Source organism: Devosia enhydra, assembly GCF_900119845.1.
Lineage (GTDB): Bacteria > Pseudomonadota > Alphaproteobacteria > Rhizobiales > Devosiaceae > FPKU01.
On record NZ_FPKU01000004.1, the window covers coordinates 198,070 to 216,057 of the forward strand.

Consider the following 17,988-nt stretch of genomic DNA (forward strand, 5'->3'; position numbering starts at 1 on the left):
AACCTATGCGAAGCGATTTATCGCCCGTGCCCCCGGAGTTTTCGTCGATACCCCGGGGCGGCGCTGCCTCAGTGACCCAGCACCTTTTCCATGGCGCGCTTGTCGTTGCGCAGCGAGAGCGTGTCCATGATGGTTTCGCTTGCTTCGTTGAGGCCATTGATCTCCACCGCGATACCGGCGCGGCGGAATTTCAGCACCGCCTTGTCGATGGCGTTGACCCCGGTCAGGTCCCAGATATGGGCGTGGGTGAGATCGATGCGGACCCGCGCGACGGGCTCGGCGAAATCGAGCGCATCGAGGAAGCTTTCGGCCGAGGCGAAAAACAGCTGGCCGCTGACGGCATAGACCCGCTCCTGCCCGTCTGGCGAAAGGGCGGAGGTGACGGTAAACTGGGTCGCGACCTTCCAGGCAAAGAACAGCCCCGAGAGCAGCACGCCGACACCCACCCCCAGCGCCAGGTTGTGCGTGCCGACAACGGTGATGACCGTGGCGAGCATCACGAGGCTGGAGCGGCGCGGATGCTTGCGCAATTCGTTGAGCGAGCCCCAGCTGAAGGTGCCGATCGAGACCATGATCATGATGGCCACGAGCGCCGGCATCGGGATCAGCCCCACCCAGTCGCCCAGCACCAGCAGCAGGAACAAAAGGAACGCGCCGGCCGTGAAGGTGGAGAGCCGCGTGCGGCCGCCCGATTTCACATTGATCACCGACTGGCCGATCATGGCGCAGCCGGCCATGCCGCCGAAAAGGCCGCTCATGATATTGGCGATGCCCTGGCCGACGCTCTCGCGGTTCTTGTCGCTTTTTGTGTCGGTCATCTGGTCGACGATGGAGGCGGTGAGCAGGCTTTCGAGCAGGCCCACGGCCGCAACGGCGATCGAATAGGGCAGGATGATGAGCAGCGTCTCGAGGGTCAGCGGCACATCGGGGAAAAGCAGCACCGGCAGCGCATCGGGCAGGGCGCCGAGATCGGCGACGGTGCGGGTATCGATGCCCATCAGCATGGCTGCTGCCGTCAGCACGAGAATGCAGACAAGCGGGGAGGGAATGGCGCGGGTCAGGCGTGGAAAGAGGTAGATGATCGCAAGCCCGGCCGCGATCATCACATAGCTCTGCCAGGTGACGCCGATGAGTTCGGGCAGTTGCGCCATGAAGATCAGGATGGCGAGGGCGTTGACGAAGCCGGTCATCACTGAGCGCGACACGAAGCGCATGATGGCGCCGACGCGCAGCCAGCCCGCCACGATCTGGATGATGCCGGCCAGCACCGTGGCTGCGAGCAGGTATTGCAGACCATGCTCGCGCACCAGCGAGCCGAACAGCACGGCGGTGGCGGCGGTGGCCGCGGAGATCATCGCCGGCCTGCCGCCGGCAAAGGCGATGACGATGGCGATCACCACCGAGGCATAGAGCCCGACGCGCGGATCGACCCCCGCGATGATCGAAAAGCCGATGGCCTCGGGAATGAGGGCCAAGGCGACGACGATGCCGGCAAGGACATCGGAGCGGACATTGGAAAGCCAGTCGCGGCGAAGCGTTTGAACAAAGGTCATGAGAACATCACGATAGAACCAGCAACCGGCGCGCAGGGCGGGCCGGACAAGAACGGGGTTTGCTGGAGTGTCCGGCGGATCGGCGGCCGGAAGAGCCACCCGGAATCGCACCGGGTCCGAGATGATTGGCCACGATGTGCCAGATCGGTGGCGCGGGATCAACCCGTCGCGGCGTCGAACCGTTCCTCAGACGATGAGGCGCGCGACGGGCAGTCGCAGCCGCGGCGGCGTCCTGCCGCGCGGGGGCACGCCGATGCGAAAGAGCGAGATCAGGCGATTGCCGTCATGGATGCCGGCATTGCGGCGGATCTCGGAGGCCGCCTCCGGCTGGGCGAGCAGCGCCGGCATCGGCCAGGCCTGGAACCCGAGGTCGGCCAGTTCGAGCAGCCGGTAGAGCCAGGCCCGGCCCGCGGCGAGTGGGGATTCGAGGCTCGGGCGGGCAAAGAGCAGGATGGCGGTGGCGGTCTCGCTGCGCTGGCTTTCGGCAAAGAGCCGCTCGGTGAGGCGCAGGGCGTCGGCCAGCGGCGCGGCGCGGGGCGAGAGCGCCAGCCGCGCCAGCCGGGTGCCCAGTCTCGAAAGCCCGAGCGCGCTGGCGGGAATGCCATCGACCAGCGGCTCGTCGGGCGCGCCGAGGCGCAGCCAGCGGCGGAATTCGGCGCGATAATCGGGCTCGCCCAGAAGCCTGAGCAGGGCCCCGTCATTGCGCTCGGCCAGCCGGCCGATCTCGGCGCGGTCGAGCACCAGCACCAGCCCCTCATGCAGGCGGGCCCAGTCGAAAAGGTCGCGGGCCTGGTCGGGATTGGCGCGGGCGAACCCGTCATGCCAGGTAAAGCGCCTGTCCATCAGCGGCGCGAGGGGATGGGGCGCGGTGCTCTCGCCCAGATGCAGCCGCGCCACCGGTTCGAGGCCGGGCACGGGCGAGGCGGGCGCCCCGCGGTCGAAATGCTGGGTGCGCGCAACCCCGAGCCCGAGTTCGGACAGCGCCAACACCGTGGCTTCGAGCGCCGCGCCGCAGGCGAGCCGCATGTCGAAGCCGCGCGGGTCGGCGATCGACAGGCGTCGCGACGGGTCGGCCAGGATCCATACCGTGCCCTCGGCATCGAGGTGCCAGCGGGCGGGCTGGGTGTTCATGGGTGAGGGCGAAAGGCGCGCGCGCTCCACCACGCGTTCGAGCGCCTTGGGCTTAAGGCGCACCGTCATTGCGGGCGCCCCGTGCTCTGCATGGGGATAGGGCCTTCGGGCATGGATGCTCCGCAACCGGCTTGCTCCCGCTGCGGCGCGGCCCGGACTGCCGGGAGGCCCCGAAGGGAAGCGGTTGGTCGGCTGGAGAAAACAGTCTCCATGAAAGAGTTTCGCACAGAGGCGAAAGCAAATTGTTAACGCTGGCACGTCTTGGCCGCGATAAAGCTTCATTCGCCAAACCCGATAAGAGGCCATTAAGATGGCGGCCCCTAGGGTCATTGTGCGGCACCTTGGGCTGTAACGGAGCATGCCATTGCGCGGCTGGGGCGCTACGCTTGACGACTGGCGGCGCTGGGCGGGAACGCCCGGCGGGATGGGTGCCTTTGTCGCGCTGCTCGTGGTGATCGGGGCGGCGCTGTTTGCCGACCATCAGAACCGCGTTCTCTACGAGGCGCAGGTGACGGCCGAGGTGCAGGGCCAGTTGAGCCTCGTGCGCGCCCGGCTAGAAGGCAACATCATCAGCAATATCCAACTCGTGCGCGGCTTCGTATCGGTGCTGGCAACCGAACCTGAAATGGATGGCGCGCGCTTCGACAGGCTCGCTGCCTCGACGCTTTCGGTGGAGAGTCAGCTCCGTCACCTCGCCGTGGCCCCGGACATGGTCGTTTCGATGATCTATCCGCTTGCCGGCAACGAGGCGGCGATGGGCGCCGCTTACCGCGACATTCCCGGACAATGGGATGCGGCGCGGCGGGCCCGCGACAGCGGCGAGATGGTCCTGGCCGGTCCCGTCGATCTATTGCAGGGCGGGCGCGGACTTGTGGCGCGCTTCCCGGTCTTCGTGCCGCGCGAGATCACCGGGGCCGAGCCGCGCTTCTGGGGCATCGTCTCGGCCGTGATCGATCTCGACCGGCTCTATGCCGACAGCGGCATCGGCGCGCTCGCCGGAACGCTCGACATCGCCATCGTGGGCGGGGATGGGCTCGGGGCCGGGGGCGCGCAGTTTTATGGCGATCCCAGGGTGCTGGCGAGCAACCCGGTGGTCGAAACCGTCACGGTTCCGGGGGGCGCCTGGCAACTGGCCGCCATTCCCGCAGGCGGATGGCAGAGCGTGCCCGAAAGCGCCTGGCTCTTGCGCCTTCTGGCGCTGATCGGGGGCACCATGGTGATCGGGCCCATCGTGGTCTCGAGCCGGCTGCTTGAGGAGCGCCAGCAGAATGTGGGGCGGCTCAAGGCCAGCGAGGCCGAGCAGCGCCGCCTGTCGCAGCGCCTGGGGCTGGCGCTCGACAGCTCGCAGGTGGGGGTGTGGGAATACGACATCGCCTCGGCGACGCTGCTTTGGGACGGGCGCATGAACGAGCTCTACGGCCTGCCCGCCGATGGCGAGCGGCGCGATTATGCAAGCTGGCGCGGGGCGCTCCATCCCGACGACGCGGCGCGGGCCGAACGCGAGTTTGCCGAAGCGATTTCCGGGCGTGGCCCCTATAATTCGCAGTTCCGCGTGCGCCATACCGATGGTTCGGTGCGCCATCTGCGCGCCATCGGGCGGCTCTTCGAGCCCTATCCGGGCGAGCACCGCATGCTCGGCGTCAATTGGGACGTCTCGACCGACATGCTGCTGCATGAGGACCTGCAGCGGGCCAAGCAGCTGACCGAAGCGCGCAACGCCGAGCTCGAAATCGCCAAAGCGCGCATCGAGCACAATGCGCTCCATGATTCCCTCACCGGCCTGCCCAATCGCCGCTATCTCGACGAGGTGCTGGCGGGTGGCATCGCGCGCTCCGACACGGTGGACGACCATGTGGGGCTGCTCCATATCGATCTCGACCGCTTCAAGCAGATCAACGATACGCTCGGCCATGCGGCAGGCGATGCGATGCTGGTGCATGCCGCCGCCGTGCTCAAGCAGACCGTTCGGGCCGATGATTTCGTGGCGCGCATCGGGGGCGATGAGTTCGTCGTGCTCTGCGTCACCGATGGCGGGGATGCGGCGCTGGCGGCGCTCGCCGATCGCATCCTGGCGCGGATGCGCGACCCCATCGACTATCGCGGGCATGAGTGCCGCTGCGGGGTGAGCGTCGGGATTTCGAGCGAACCGCGCACCCATGCCGACGGCCAGCAGATGCTGGTCAATGCCGATATCGCGCTCTATCGCGCCAAGCGGCGGGGGCGCAACCGCTACGAGTTCTTCACCGAGGCCCTCCAGGCCGAGGTCATCACCAACAAGCGGATGGCCGACGACATTCTCAAGGGGCTCGAGCGGGGCGAATTCGTGCCGTATTTCCAGCCCCAGTTCGACGCCTGGACCCTCGACATCAGCGGCGTGGAGGCCCTGGCGCGCTGGAAGCACCCCACCGAGGGGCTGATCGCGCCCAACCGCTTCCTGCCCGTGGCCGAAGACCTCAACGTCGTGGCCACCATCGACCGGATGATCCTCGAACAATCGCTCAAGCATCTGGCGAACTGGCAGGCGCAGGGGCTCAACATCCCCACCGTGTCGGTCAACGTCTCGGCCAAGCGGCTGCAGGAAGAGGGCCTGACCGACGGGTTGCGCGACCTCGGCATCAAGCCGGGCACGGTATCGTTCGAGCTGGTGGAATCGATCTTTCTCGACCAGACCGAGGATATCGTCCTGTGGAACATCGAGCAGATCAAGGCGCTCGGCATCGATGTGGAGATCGATGATTTCGGGTCGGGCTATGCCTCGATCGTGAGCCTGCTCAAGCTCAAGCCGCGCCGGCTCAAGATTGATCGGCAGCTGGTGATGCCCATCGTCGACTCCGATGCGCAGCGACATCTCGTGGCCTCGATCATCGATATCGGCAAGTCACTCGATATCGGCATCGTCGCCGAGGGCGTCGAGACCATGGCGCATGCGGCGATCCTGCGGGCGCTGGGCTGCGAGTTCCTGCAAGGCTATGCGCTGGCCAGGCCGATGGCGGCCGAAGCGCTGCAGGGCTTCGTGGTCGGGCAGTCCTGGCGGCCGCAGAGCTGGCGGGCGGCCCGGCAGGGCGTATCGGCCTGAGGCAACGCCGCGCCGGCGAAAATTCCGCCGCGCCTCATTGTTTTGCCGCAGTTTTTCGGTCTCTCGGCTTGTGCGGCCGATGGGACTGGACCATCCTCGGGTCTCCCGCCGCTCGCCCGCGCCGTCGCGCTCCCGGAGCCTGCCATGCCCCATGAGACCCCGCTGATATCGACGATCGTCGCGGGGCTGGTGCTGGCCTTCGTGCTGGGCGCCATCGCCAACCGGCTGCGCATGCCTCCGCTCGTGGGCTATCTGATCGCCGGGGTGGTGGTGGGGCCCTACACGCCCGGTTTCGTCGCCGATGCCGAACTCGCCACCGAGCTCTCGGAGATCGGCGTCATCCTCCTGATGTTCGGGGTGGGGCTGCATTTTTCGCTCAAGGACCTGCTGTCGGTCCGAGCCATCACCATACCGGGCGCGGTGGCGCAGATCGGGGGCGCAACGCTGCTCGGGCTCGGTCTGGCGCTCCTGATGGGCTGGAGCGTCGGGGCCGGGTTGATCTTCGGGCTGGCGCTCTCGGTGGCGTCCACCGTTGTGCTGCTCAAGGCGCTGCAGGACCGGCGCCTCATCGACAGCGAACGCGGCCGGATCGCGGTGGGCTGGCTGATCGTGGAAGATCTCGCCATGGTGCTGGCGCTGGTGCTGATCCCGGCCATTGCCTCGGTCTCGGGGGCGAGCGAGGCCGAGCTGCACGACCCCTTCGTGAGCTTCGTGGAGCGCACGCTCAATACCGAACTCGGCATCGTCGGCATCCTCGCGGTCACCGTGGTCAAGATCGCGGCTTTCGTGGGCTGCATGCTGGTGATCGGGCGGCGGCTCATTCCGCTGGTACTGCACGCGACCGCCCATACGGGCAGCCGCGAACTCTTCCGGCTCGCGGTGCTCGCCATCGCGCTGGGCGTGGCGGCGGGGGCAGCCTATCTCTTCGGGGTGAGCCTGGCGCTTGGCGCCTTCTTTGCCGGCATGATCCTTTCGGAGAGCGAGCTCAGCCATCGCGCCGCGCAGGAGAGCCTGCCGCTGCGCGATGCCTTTGCGGTGCTGTTCTTCGTCTCGGTGGGCATGCTGTTCGACCCCTGGACGCTGGTCAACAATCCGCTGCCGGTGCTGGCAACGCTGTTCATCATCCTCATCGGCAAGTCGGTCTTTGCCTTTCTCATCGTGGTGGCCTTCAAGCGCCCCGTGGGCACGGCGCTGACGATCTCGGCGAGCCTTGCGCAGATCGGGGAATTCTCCTTCATCCTCGCGGCGCTGGGCGTGGGCCTCGGCATTCTCCCGCCCGAGGGCCGCGACCTGATCCTGGCCGGCGCCATCATCTCGATCATCCTCAACCCGGCAATGTTCTGGGGCATCGACATCATCCGCCCGATGCTGGAGGGGCGGTTCCGCCTGCAACCTGCCGGACCGGTCGAGCCGAGCTTTGCCGATGCGACCCTCACCGGCCTCGACGTCACCCCCGACGGGCCGGTGACGCGCCAGCCGGTGCCCGACCATGTGCCGTCCCCGCAGGACGAGGATATCGAAAAGACCTCCGCGCCGACGCGGCTCATCGGACACACCATCGTGGTGGGCTATGGGCGCGTAGGGTCGGTGGTGAGCGCCGGGCTCAAGGGGCGCGGCGAGCCCTTCCTCGTGATCGAGGATGCCGAGGGACGGATCAATGCCGCGCGTGCCGAGGGCATCGAGGTCATCGTGGGCAATGCCGCCTCGCGCGGCGTTCTCGCGCTGGCCAATGTCGAGGGCGCGCGCACGGCCATCGTCGCCATTCCCAATGCCTTCGAGGCGGGGCAGGCGGTGGAGCAGGCCCGCCGACTCAACCCCGCGATCCGCATCATCGCGCGCGCCCATTCGGATGAGGAGCTGAGCCATCTCGACCATCTGGGCGCCGATACGGTGATCATGGGCGAGCGCGAGATCGGGCTCGGCATGCTGGGCTGGCTCGATGGCAGCCATGAAGATGCCGTCGCAGGCCGTGAACCGCCCACCACACCCGGTCCCGAGCCCGTGGCGGCCGCGATCCTCCCGGAGGCGGAGGCGCCCCCGAGCGCGGTGATCGCGCCAGTCCCTGCCGAGCCGGAGCCGATCATGGCCCCGCCTGCATCCACCTTCGAACCCGAGGCCCCGCCCTCATCGCTGACGCACTCGGCGGCGGAACCTGCGACGGCCGACGATGGTGCAGTCGATCTTACGCCGCCCGAGGTCGTCGCGATGCCCGCGCCGCCGCCGGTCGAGCCACGCGCCGTTCTGCCCGGCGTCGATGTGCCCGGACTGTCGCCCGACCCCCTCGTGCCGCCTGCGCCGCCCTTGCCGGTTGACGTGCCGGTCGAGAGCGCCGATAGCATCGGTCCGGCGGAGCCGGTCGAGGATGACACGGCTGCTCCCCGCATTCCTCCCGTCAGATCCGAACCAAGGGACCCCTGAGGCGCCGGCATGATCTCGCAAAAGGCCAAATATGCGATGCGGGCGCTGGTGGCGCTCAGCAAGGCACCGGCAGACCAGCCGTTGCTGATTTCGGATATCTCGCGCGATCAGTCGATCCCCAAGAAATTCCTCGAGCAGATCCTGCTCGATCTCAAGCGCGCCGGCATCGTCATGAGCCGGCGGGGCCGGCTGGGCGGCTATGTGCTGCTGCGCTCGGCCGAGCAGGTGACCTTTGGCGAAGTGCTCCGGCTGGTGGATGGGCCGATCGCGCCCCTGCCATGCCTCTCCAAGATCGCCTATCGGCGCTGCACCGATTGTGCCGCAGAGGCCGATTGCGAAATCCGGCACGTCTTTGCGCGCGTCACGGCCGCCACCCGCGCCGTGCTCGATTCCACCACGTTGGCCGATGCGGTGCGCAGTATCGCCGCCGCCGATACCGGCCTGCCCGAAAGCGCGGGCGCCTCGCCCGCCGTCGAGATCGCCGGACCCGAGACGCCGCGCCCGCCGCGATCCGAGCCCCAGACCCGCGCCGAGCCTGTTGCCCGCGCCGAGCCTGAAACCCGGCCGGACAAAATGCCGGCCTGACAAGGCTCCTGTACATCTCCCTTTCCGTGCAACCCCGGCCCTGAAACGAATTTTTCAGCGCCGGGTGGGAACGCGCATTTTCATCGCTTGTTAATCTCGATAGAGTCGATAGTGTATCGGCAGTTTCCTCGAGGAGGCCGCGATGAACCGGACTGTTGCGTTTTTTGCCTATGGCGCGCTGGCGCTGTCCCTGGCGCTCGGTTTTATCGTCACCACGCTGCAACCCGACACCATGATGCAGCTGGCGGGCACGAGCTCGCATATCTCTGCGCGTCTCGACTGAGGCTTGCGGGCGGGGCAGGGGCCCTGCACACTCACCGGCATGGACCGGACCGAACGACTCTTTTCCATCATCGACGAGCTGCGCCAGCGTCGCCACCCCGTGACAGCGGCGGAGCTCGCCGCGGCGCAGGGCGTGTCCGTGCGCACGCTTTATCGCGATATCCAGGCCCTGATCGGGCTGGGTGCGCCCATCGATGGCGCCGCCGGCTTGGGCTATGTGCTGCGCCCCGGATTCTTCCTGCCGCCGATGAGTTTTGACGCCGACGAGCTCGAGGCGCTGGTTCTGGGCGCGCGCTGGGTCGAGGGCCGCCCCGATGGCGAACTCGCCGCCGCTGCGCGCCGCGCGCTCGGCAAGATCGCGGCCGCCGCCGATGCCGATCTGCGCGATCGCATGGCCGAAACCGGCCTCTGGCCCATGCGCCACGGCCCGCCCCGCGCCGATGCGCCGGTGCTCGGGATGCTGCGCGGCGCCATGCGGCGCGAAAAGGCGGTGCGGCTCGGCTATGAGGATGAGGCGGGGCGCACGAGCGCGCGGCTGATCTGGCCGATCCAGCTGGCGTTTTACGACGAAAAGCAGATCGTTGTCGCCTGGTGCACGCTGCGGCAGGATTTCCGCAGCTTCCGCATCGATCGCATCCAGACCGCCGAGGAAACCGCCGAGCGCTATGGCCGCCGGCGCGCCGTGCTCGCGCGCGACTGGCGCGATCGCTTCTCGGATGAAGGCTTCACCCACCACCCGCCGATCTGAGGGGCTTCGCGACCCGCGTCTTCGAACGCTGTCAGGTGAGCGCCGCTTTGCCCTTGCCATCCCGGGCCGATGGCTCTAAGGTTCGCTCCACATCACAGGGGTGCTCCGGACTGCCGGGGCTGAGATTGCGGAAGCACGTATCCGCGGACCCTCAAGCTGATCTGGGTAATGCCAGCGGAGCGAGGAGAGCCATGTTCATCGGCGCGCAGATTTCCCTTTATCCCATGACGTCCGATTTCGTCGGGGTCATCACCACTTCCCTTTCGGCGCTCGACCCGTGGCGCGGCCAGCTGCGCATCGAGACCGACGATATCTCGACGCTTCTGGTCGGTCCGCCCGAGGCGGTGCTGCCCGCCATACGCGATCTCTTCGTGGCCGCCGCCAAAACCGGCGTGCATGTCACGCTCCACGCCACGCTCTCGCGCGGTTGTCCCGGCGAGCCCGACGATCCGATGTGCCACACCGCCGTGCTCACCGGCCCGCTGGCGCCCATCGAGGAGCGCAAGGCCCTGGCCCATGAGGCCGTTGGCCGCGCGCCGGTGCTCGACCAGGCGGTTTCGGCGCAGTTCTCGCTCTACACGCTGGGCATCGACCAGCACATGACCGAGATCTATGGCTGCATCGATTTCCTCAAATCCTCCGGGGTCTTCGATCGCTCCAAGAATTTCTGCACGCGCCTCCACGGCGATGCGGGGGCGGTGATGGCCACGCTCGAGCAGGCCTTCCTGCGCTTCGGCCCGCCCCAGGGCCATGTCACCATCGACCTGACGCTTTCGGCCAACAGCCCCAGCCCGCGCTGAGCGAGGGCCGCGTCATGTCGAGCCTTTCGCGCCTTGGCCGGGCCCTGCCGGCCGTCATCGCCATTGCCGGTCTTGTGCTGGGGTGGGAAGCTTATGCGACGCTGTCGGGCATTTCGCCCACCGCTCTGCCTCCGCCTTCGCGCGTTCTGATGCAGGCCTTCGAGCACCGCGCGGTGCTCTGGGCCAATACCCTGCCGACGCTGCAGGCGACGCTGTTCGGCTTTGCCGCCTCGCTCACCGCCGCCTTTGTCTTTTCGGTGCTCATCGACTTTTCGCTGACGCTGCGGCGGGCGCTGCTGCCGGTGTTCATCATCAGCCAGACCCTGCCGATGATCGCCATCGCGCCGCTCGTCGTGCTGTGGTTCGGCTTCGGGCTCGGGCCCAAGATCGGGCTCGTGGCGCTCGTCACCTTTTTTCCCATGCTGGTGGCGCTGTTGCAGGGCTATCGCTCGACCGAGCCGGAACTCGAAGAACTGCTCTCCTCCATGGGCGCCTCGCGCTGGCGGGTCTTCCTCACCGCGCGCCTGCCGACATCGCTGCCCTATTTCTTTGCCGGGCTCCGTGTCTCGATCACCTATGCCGTGGTTGCGGCGATCTTTTCCGAATATGCCGGGGCGGCGCGGGGGCTGGGCATCTACATGCTCAACGCCAAGAACAATTTTCGCCCCGACCTCGTGCTCGCCGCCGTTCTGGTCAGCGCCAGCCTCACGCTTTTGCTCTTCGGGCTGACCGTGCTCATCGAGCGTCGGGCGCTGCCCTGGACGCGGCTGGGGGAGAGGAGATGACCCCGCGCCTCGCCATTTCCGGCCTCACCCGGCGCTTCGGCGATCTCGCCGTGCTCGATGGCGTTACTCTCGATGTGGCGCCCGGCACCTTCGTCTCGCTGCTCGGGCCCTCGGGTTCGGGCAAATCGACGATCCTCAAGCTCCTGACCGGCGCGCTCACCCCCGATGCCGGCACCATCGCCTTTGATGGGCGGCCGCTGTTGGAAGCCGGCCGCCCCTTCGCCTTCATGCCGCAGCGCGACGCGCTGATGCCCTGGCGCACCATCATCGACAATGTCGCGGTGGGGCTCGAGATCGCCGGGCTGTCGCGCAAGGCGGCACGCCAACAGGTGGCGCCCTTTTTCGAACCCTTCGGACTTTCGGGCTTCGAGCGGCATTTCCCCGCGCAGCTTTCGGGCGGCATGCGCCAGCGCGCAGCCCTGATGCGCACCATCGTGCAGGACAAGCCGATGCTGCTGCTCGACGAGCCCTTCGGCGCGCTCGATGCCCTCACCCGCGTCGGCATGCAGCGCTGGCTCGAAACCATGTGGGGCCGCCATGCCTGGACGGCGCTGCTGATCACCCATGACGTGCGCGAGGCGGTGCTGCTGTCCGATCGCATCTATGTGCTTTCGGCGCGCCCCGCCCGCATCGTGCACCAGATCGACATCGACCTGCCGCGCCCGCGGGCCGTCGGCCCGGATGTGGCCGCCATCGAAGCGCGCCTCCTCGACCACCTCCTCACCCAGCACAGGGATTGACCCATGCGCCTCCTGCTCCCCGTCGCCATCGCCGCCTTCATCGCCACCCCCGCCCTTGCAGAGGAGGTGACCGTCGCCCTCGACTGGACGCCCAATACCAACCATATCGGGCTCTACGTCGCCGAGGCGCTGGGGCTTTACGAGAAGGCCGGGCTCGATGTGACCATCCTGCCCTATTCCGATACGGCCTCGGGCACGCTGGTCGCCAACGGCATCGCGCAGTTCGGCGTTCTGAGCGCCGTGGGCTTTTTCACCCAGAAGGCGGCGGGCGCCGATCTCGTCGCCACCTATGGCGTGGTGCAGACCGAAACCGGCCGTGTCGTCTTCCTTGCCGACCGCGAAGAGATCCAGAGCCCGAAAGATCTGGACGGGCTCGTCTATGGAGGCTTCGGCAGCGCCTGGGAGGAGGCGCTGATTTCCACCATCATCAAGGCCGATGGCGGGGAGGGCAGCTTCGAGACGGTGACGCTCGGCACTTCGGCCTATGACGCCCTCGCCAACCGCGCGGTCGATTTCACCCTCGAAGTCTATACCTGGGAAGGTGTGAAGGCCGAACGCGACGGCCCGGCCCAGCGCGCCTTCCGCTATGCCGATTTCGGCGTGCCCGACCAGCACACCACCTTCATCGGCGCAACCGGCGCCTGGCTTGAGGCAAATCCCGAAACTGCCACCGCCTTCATCTCCGCCACCCGCGCCGGCTATGCCCATGCGGTCGAAAACCCCGACGAAGCCGCCGACATCCTCGTGGCCGCGAGCGATGGCTTTCTCACCGACCGGGATTTCGTCCGCGCCTCGCTCGAGGAACTGATCACCGGCAACTATCTCAAGGGCGTCGACGGCGCCATCGGCACCATCGACGCCGGCAAGATCAACGCCATCGGCAGCTTCTTCTTCGATGCCAAGATGCTGCGCGACGGCAACGGCACCCCGCTCGCCGATAAGCCGGATTTTTCGGCGTGGTACTCGAACGCCTATCTGGGTGAGTAGGCGGATCCTTGAGCCCTCAGGGTCCTCACCCTGAGGAGCCTCGCCAGAGGCGTCTCGAAGGGCGAGGGCCGCCCGCTCCGCGCTCCCCGCCCCCCAGCCCCTCACTCCGCAGGCGGGCGCGCCGGGACGATGTCGGGTTCGGGCGGGGCGTCTGCGGTGAGCTTGGTGCGGATGCGGCCCAGCGGGTGGAAGAACTTGCCGCCCGCCATCAATATCGCCGGCAAGACGAAGAGATCGCCAAGAACGGCCAGCGCCAGCGTGATCACGAAGAGCGTGCCAAAGAGCGCCACCTGCGGCAGGGCCGAGAACGCCACGATGGCGGTGCCGGCGCACAGGATGATGGTGGTGGCCACGATCGCCCCGCCGATGCGCAACAGCGTATGGCGCACCGCATCGACATGGTCGCGACCCTCCTCCCGTCGCCCGTGCAGATAATGGGAGAGGAAATGCACCGTGTCGTCCACCGCGATGCCGAAGGCGATGGTGAGCGCGATCACCGTGGTCAGCTGCAAGCCGGCGCCTGAGAAATAGAGCCACGCTTCCGTGCCCAGCACTGGAAACAGGTTGGGAATGGCCGAGGCCAGCGCCACCCGGAACGACTGGAAGGCAAAGCCGATCAGCGCCAGGTTGACGATGACGCTCAGCGTCAGGTCAAGCTGCAGGCTGCGCACGATATTGTCTGTGGCAAAGGTGGTGAGGATGCGAAAGCCCCCCACCTCGGCATCGGGCACGCCGGCTTCGTAGAGCCCGCGCTCGATCTTGGTCACGAGGTCCTTGAGCACGTCGGATTCGATGATCGTGGGCATGAAGCCGGTGATCAGCGCCTGCGAGCCATCGGGCGTGATGAAGCGGTTGCGCAGGAACGGCCCCACCGCATCGAGCACGGTTTCGCGTGAGAAGCCGGCATCGGTGTAATGGGTGAAGCTGGCCGCCGAGATCACCTTGTTCTCGCCCAGCTCGGCCTCGAGCAGGTCGTGCACGGTCTTGACGCGCAGATAGTCGGCGTCGCCCAGATCGGGATTGTTCTCGAGCAGCGGCACGCGGATATAGATCGGCGCCACCCCGCCGACGCCGGCATCGATCTCCTCGGCCGCCGAGAGCGCCGACGAATTGCTGGCGACGAAATCCTCGAAGGAAAAGCGCGGCTGGATCAGCGTGTAGGGGATGAGCAGCAGCACGGTAACGACGATCGCTAGCACCGCGATGGGCCGGCCGAAGCGCGAGGCGAGGAACCAGGAGGCCGGCAGCGGCGCCGTCAGCACGAAGCTCGGCGTCTTGGGCATCTTGAGCCCCAGCCGCACCGCCGTCTTGAGCAGCAGCGGCAGGAAGGTCATGACCGACAGGAACAGGAGGAACGACCCGATCGTGCCGGCGATCGAGAATTCGCGGATACCCTGGCCCGCCGTCAGCGACAGGGAGGCAAACGAGACGAGCGTCGTCAGCATGGTGAGCGCGGTGGCCGGGCCCACGAGGCGCACCGTGGCTTCGACCGCCTTGTTGGGGTCCATGCCGTCGCGCCAGTAATTGAGCCAGTTGAACACGAAGAACATGCTCTCGGCAAAGGCGATCACCAGCACCAGCGTCGTCACGATGATGGTGAGGAACGAGAACGAGCCGAAGACCATCAGGATCGTGCCCATGGTCCACATCACCGCCACGAAGGGGGTGAGCGACACGAGGATCGCCGCCCAGATCGAGCGCAGCGCCACGAGCGCGATCAGCGCGCCGAGCGAGAAGCCGTAGACGGTGAACTTGACCTGGTCGTCGACCGCCGCGTTCAGCATCTCCGATGTCCAGATCGGCGGGCCGGTCAACTCCACCTGGATATCGGCCGACTGGTAGCGGGCAGCGATGCCGCGCAACTCTTCCAGCATGCCCTTGGTGCCGCCATGGGCGGTCATTTCGGGGTTGGGGAACATGATCATCACCAGCCCCGAAAGGTCGGGTGTGATGAGGTTGCGCATCATCGGGTCGTTCTGCTGCAGGTCGGAAAGCGCCGCTTCCACCTCGGCGCCTGTCGTCATGCCCTCGGGCACCGCCGGCACCGAACCGCCCGCGCCATCGGGCCGGCGCAGCGAGAAGGGCGAGAGCGTGCCCACCGCATAGCTCGAGAGCTCGATGTCGAAGGCCAGTTCGCGCAGCCGCTCGAGCACCTCGGGGTCGCGCAGTTTGGGCGAACTCACGAGGAAATAGATGTCGTTCTCGAAGGTCCCGAAGGTCTCCGACAGCGCCGCATAGGCGTCGTATTCATGGCCCGAATGGGCATAGACGCGCAAAAGATCGCCATCGACATTGGCCTTGGGCACGAAGGCTGCCGTGAGGATGGTGAAGGCGAGCACGAAGATCGCCATCAGGCGCGGACGCCTGATGGTCAGCAAGCCGAAAACCTCCAGCCCGAAGCCGATTGAGCGATCGAAGAGGATATGGTCGCGCACTCGGCGCAGGGCGGAGGCGATGGTCATGCGCGTTCGCCGCTCCGCATCGATTCGATGGCTTCGCGCTCGCCCTGCAAGGCAATGCGGCATAATTGCCAGCTCAGCCACAGCGCGGGGATGGCCAGCACGATGCCGAAGCCCCAGAGCAGCAGGCTTGCATTACCCACGAGATGGCCGAGGGAACTCGCCAGCATCCAGGCGAGCACGCCATCGGCGAGCCAGAGATAGACGAGGATGAGCAGGATGGCGGGCAGGGCGCCCGCGAGCAGGCGGCCGGTGGTCGGCGCCGGAGGAGAGATATGAGGCATGATGATGCCGCTTTCGCTTGAGCGTCCGTTCCGGCGGCTTGGCGCAGGCTTGGGGACGCAAAGGTCACTGATCGGGGAGACATCGGGCCATGGTGGGCCCGTCGATCAGGCGCGCAGCGGTGGCGCGCAGGCGAAAAACGGCACGAAGAGCGCCGGATGCACGGCGATCGCGGCCCGCAGCGCCGGCGGACCGGCGGCTTCGAAACAGGGCGGATAGGCCGTTTCGGGCGGCAGCAGCGCCAGCGGCTCGTCGCCATCGGCGCTTCGCGTCGTCGAGCGCGTATCGAGCCCCGGGGCCAGCGGCTTGAGGCTCGTGAACGAGCCATCGATGGGCCGATAGCTGTTTTCGGGCACGTAATGGTCGCCCGCCACCGGCAGCATGCGGGTTTCCGCATTGGCCGGATGGGTGACGCCCAGCTGCGCGATCGCCAGCGTGACGATGAGGGCAAGCAGCAGCAAGAGGCGTGAAACCAAGCGCGACGATGCCGCCCCCGGCCCGAGGCTGGGGTCGATATCCGGCACTGGCGCGACACTGCGGCTCATGGGCGGAAACTACGCTGCTCCCGGCCGGCCCACAAGCGCCTCATCCCTGGTAGCCGATGCGGCGCGAGATCAGGTTGGCGTGATAGGTGACGATGCTGGCGAGCCCCGGCACGTCCTCGTGGCGGATCTGCAACGCCGGTCCCGAGACCGAAACCGCCGCGAACACCTTGCCATGCTGGTTGCGGATCGGCGCGCCGACGCAGCGCAGCCCCGGCTGGTGCTCGCCATCATCGATGGCATAGCCGCGCTCGCGGGTGGCGGCGAGGTCGGCCCGCAGCGCCGCTTCGTCGGTGATGGTCTGCTCGGTGTAGCGGGTGAACCCCATCGCCGCGAGGCGCGCCAGCATCTCCTCGGGCTGCCAGGCGAGGATCGCCTTGCCCACGCTGGTGCAATGGGCCGGCGCGTTTTCGATCACCGTCAGTGGAAAGCCCGTGTCGCTCGAGGGCTCGGCGCGGTTGATCACCACGGCGCGCAGCCCGTCGAACACGGCGAGATGGATGGCCTGGTCGGTCAGGCGCTTGAGCGAATCCACGATGCCGCGCGCTTCGCGGTTGAGATCGAGATTGGCGAGATAGATATTGCCGAACTCAAAGAGCCGCACGCCCAGCCGGTAGCGGTCGCGCTCGCGATCCTGCTCCACGAAGCCCACTTCGCGCATCGACGCGAGCAGCCGGTGCGTGGTCGAGCGGGGAAAGCCGGTTTCGGCACAGATCTCAGCCAGCGACAGGGCCCTGTTGGTGGTGGAAAAGCAGTCGAGCACCGCCACCACCTTCACCAGCGATTTCAGCCCTTCATCGCCCGAGCGCGACGGCTTGGTCACAGCTCCGGCCGGCTTGCCCGCGATCTCGTCCACCGTTTCGCCCCTGGCGTCTCATCATCGTCCCGAGGCTGCCCGGGCGCTGTCCCGAATAGCGGAATAGCGCCCGGATGGCAAGGCTCGTGGGGGTCGGTGAATTGCCCGAGAGACGTCAGGGAGGCGACCGCTTTGAGTTGCCCGAGAGACCTCATGGTGAGGAGCCCCGCAGGGGCGTCTCGAACCACGAGGTCGGGCAGCATTGCACTTTCCCACCTCCGGGTCATTCCCGTGAAAGCAGGAACCTCTGTTTCACGATGCCGCCTCTCAAACGGAAGGTCCCGCTTCTGGAGCAACGGCGGTGAAGGAAGGAGAGATGGGGGCACCCGGCCCTCGTCCTTCGAGACGCCCCTGCGGGGCTCCTCAGGATGAGGACCTCCGTGAATGTGCAAGAGACCTCATGGTGAGGAGCGGCCATAGCCGCGTCTCGAACCACGAGGTCGGGCACCGGATCGTCGCGGCCCAACAGGCCCCCAACCCTCAGAGCCCCATTTCGCCCTGCAGGGCATCGATGCGCTTTGACGCCTCGGCCTTTGAAAGCCCCTCGGCGAACGCGTCGGGCTTGTGCGCCTGCTCCGAGAGCGTCTTGAGATAGGACGCCTGCGCATCCGTCATCGGATCATCGCCCGTGGTCCAGTCATCGGGATCCTTCTCGAGATTGGAATGCGGACCCGGCTCGACCTTGGCATTGGCATCGGACATGTCAGAACTCCAGATATGCAGATGTTCTCACAATGTTCGCAT

Annotated in this window: 14 protein-coding genes, 2 pseudogenes and 1 other annotated feature; of the genes and pseudogenes, 9 read left to right on the forward strand and 7 right to left on the reverse strand. The window is 67.1% G+C overall.

Going from position 1 to position 17,988, the window contains the following annotated elements; genetic code table 11:
• Positions 1-68: 68 nt before the first annotated feature.
• Positions 69-1,553, reverse strand: coding sequence for a SulP family inorganic anion transporter (locus BT183_RS19410; RefSeq protein ID WP_072346691.1), 1,485 nt, complete (start codon positions 1,551-1,553; stop codon positions 69-71).
• 65 nt (positions 1,554-1,618) lie between these two features.
• Positions 1,619-1,674 (reverse strand) — a sequence feature (sul1 is cis-regulatory element that is thought to sense ions involved in sulfur or methionine metabolism; They are found in Alphaproteobacteria).
• Positions 1,675-1,739: 65 nt separating this feature from the next.
• Positions 1,740-2,753 carry a nitroreductase family protein gene (locus BT183_RS19415; protein WP_072346693.1) on the reverse strand — a complete coding sequence of 338 codons (1,014 nt, stop codon included), beginning with the start codon at positions 2,751-2,753 and terminating at the stop codon, positions 1,740-1,742.
• 295 nt (positions 2,754-3,048) lie between these two features.
• Between BT183_RS19415 and BT183_RS19420 the strand changes: the two genes are divergently transcribed.
• The 9 genes and pseudogenes from BT183_RS19420 to BT183_RS19455 all read left to right on the forward strand — a co-directional run bounded on the left by BT183_RS19420 (position 3,049) and on the right by BT183_RS19455 (position 13,105).
• Complete coding sequence (locus tag BT183_RS19420; protein WP_342078987.1) at positions 3,049-5,760, forward strand: bifunctional diguanylate cyclase/phosphodiesterase; 2,712 nt, start codon at positions 3,049-3,051, stop codon at positions 5,758-5,760.
• Positions 5,761-5,904: 144 nt separating this feature from the next.
• A pseudogene (locus BT183_RS19425) lies at positions 5,905-7,782 on the forward strand (cation:proton antiporter domain-containing protein); the annotation flags it as partial.
• 405 nt (positions 7,783-8,187) lie between these two features.
• Positions 8,188-8,613 (forward strand): annotated as a pseudogene (locus BT183_RS19430) (RrF2 family transcriptional regulator); the annotation flags it as partial.
• 292 nt (positions 8,614-8,905) lie between these two features.
• Entirely contained in the window at positions 8,906-9,046 is a 141-nt protein-coding gene (locus BT183_RS20875) for a hypothetical protein (protein ID WP_177282649.1), read from the forward strand.
• A 39-nt stretch (positions 9,047-9,085) separates the two neighbouring features.
• Complete coding sequence (locus BT183_RS19435) at positions 9,086-9,793, forward strand: helix-turn-helix transcriptional regulator (RefSeq protein WP_072346699.1); 708 nt, start codon at positions 9,086-9,088, stop codon at positions 9,791-9,793.
• Between the two features lie 191 nt (positions 9,794-9,984).
• Entirely contained in the window at positions 9,985-10,593 is a 609-nt protein-coding gene (locus BT183_RS19440; protein WP_072346700.1) for a YkoF family thiamine/hydroxymethylpyrimidine-binding protein, read from the forward strand.
• A gap of 14 nt (positions 10,594-10,607) precedes the next feature.
• Complete coding sequence (locus BT183_RS19445; protein WP_072346702.1) at positions 10,608-11,378, forward strand: ABC transporter permease; 771 nt, start codon at positions 10,608-10,610, stop codon at positions 11,376-11,378.
• Positions 11,375-12,118 (forward strand): ABC transporter ATP-binding protein, encoded by a 744-nt coding sequence (locus tag BT183_RS19450; RefSeq protein WP_072346704.1) that lies wholly within the window; start codon positions 11,375-11,377, stop codon positions 12,116-12,118. The genes BT183_RS19445 and BT183_RS19450 overlap by 4 nt, the downstream gene beginning before the upstream one ends.
• Before the next feature lie 3 nt (positions 12,119-12,121).
• Complete coding sequence (locus BT183_RS19455; RefSeq protein ID WP_072346706.1) at positions 12,122-13,105, forward strand: ABC transporter substrate-binding protein; 984 nt, start codon at positions 12,122-12,124, stop codon at positions 13,103-13,105.
• 101 nt (positions 13,106-13,206) lie between these two features.
• On the opposite strand, the gene BT183_RS19460 is transcribed toward BT183_RS19455, so the two are convergent.
• The 5 genes from BT183_RS19460 to BT183_RS19480 form a co-directional block, all read right to left on the reverse strand.
• Positions 13,207-15,567 (reverse strand): efflux RND transporter permease subunit, encoded by a 2,361-nt coding sequence (locus BT183_RS19460; RefSeq protein ID WP_072346708.1) that lies wholly within the window; start codon positions 15,565-15,567, stop codon positions 13,207-13,209.
• Entirely contained in the window at positions 15,564-15,848 is a 285-nt protein-coding gene (locus BT183_RS19465; protein WP_072346710.1) for a hypothetical protein, read from the reverse strand. Before BT183_RS19465 ends, BT183_RS19460 begins: the two co-directional genes overlap by 4 nt.
• Positions 15,849-15,953: 105 nt before the next feature.
• On the reverse strand, positions 15,954-16,391 hold the full coding sequence (locus BT183_RS19470; protein ID WP_143145914.1) for a hypothetical protein: 438 nt from the start codon (positions 16,389-16,391) through the stop codon (positions 15,954-15,956).
• 40 nt (positions 16,392-16,431) lie between these two features.
• Positions 16,432-17,244, reverse strand: coding sequence for an IclR family transcriptional regulator (locus tag BT183_RS19475; protein WP_244545399.1), 813 nt, complete (start codon positions 17,242-17,244; stop codon positions 16,432-16,434).
• A gap of 480 nt (positions 17,245-17,724) precedes the next feature.
• A complete protein-coding gene (locus tag BT183_RS19480; protein ID WP_072346714.1) occupies positions 17,725-17,946 on the reverse strand; it encodes a DUF3072 domain-containing protein in 222 nt (73 codons plus the stop codon).
• Positions 17,947-17,988 lie beyond the last annotated feature (42 nt).

Coding starts and splice junctions, on each gene's coding strand:
- BT183_RS19410 (WP_072346691.1), bottom strand. CDS start 1,553: ATGACCTTTGTTCAAACGCTTCGCCGCGACTGGCTTTCCAATGTCCGC.
- BT183_RS19415 (WP_072346693.1), bottom strand. CDS start 2,753: ATGACGGTGCGCCTTAAGCCCAAGGCGCTCGAACGCGTGGTGGAGCGC.
- BT183_RS20875 (WP_177282649.1), top strand. CDS start 8,906: ATGAACCGGACTGTTGCGTTTTTTGCCTATGGCGCGCTGGCGCTGTCC.
- BT183_RS19435 (WP_072346699.1), top strand. CDS start 9,086: ATGGACCGGACCGAACGACTCTTTTCCATCATCGACGAGCTGCGCCAG.
- BT183_RS19440 (WP_072346700.1), top strand. CDS start 9,985: ATGTTCATCGGCGCGCAGATTTCCCTTTATCCCATGACGTCCGATTTC.
- BT183_RS19445 (WP_072346702.1), top strand. CDS start 10,608: ATGTCGAGCCTTTCGCGCCTTGGCCGGGCCCTGCCGGCCGTCATCGCC.
- BT183_RS19450 (WP_072346704.1), top strand. CDS start 11,375: ATGACCCCGCGCCTCGCCATTTCCGGCCTCACCCGGCGCTTCGGCGAT.
- BT183_RS19455 (WP_072346706.1), top strand. CDS start 12,122: ATGCGCCTCCTGCTCCCCGTCGCCATCGCCGCCTTCATCGCCACCCCC.
- BT183_RS19460 (WP_072346708.1), bottom strand. CDS start 15,567: ATGACCATCGCCTCCGCCCTGCGCCGAGTGCGCGACCATATCCTCTTC.
- BT183_RS19465 (WP_072346710.1), bottom strand. CDS start 15,848: ATGCCTCATATCTCTCCTCCGGCGCCGACCACCGGCCGCCTGCTCGCG.
- BT183_RS19470 (WP_143145914.1), bottom strand. CDS start 16,391: ATGAGCCGCAGTGTCGCGCCAGTGCCGGATATCGACCCCAGCCTCGGG.
- BT183_RS19480 (WP_072346714.1), bottom strand. CDS start 17,946: ATGTCCGATGCCAATGCCAAGGTCGAGCCGGGTCCGCATTCCAATCTC.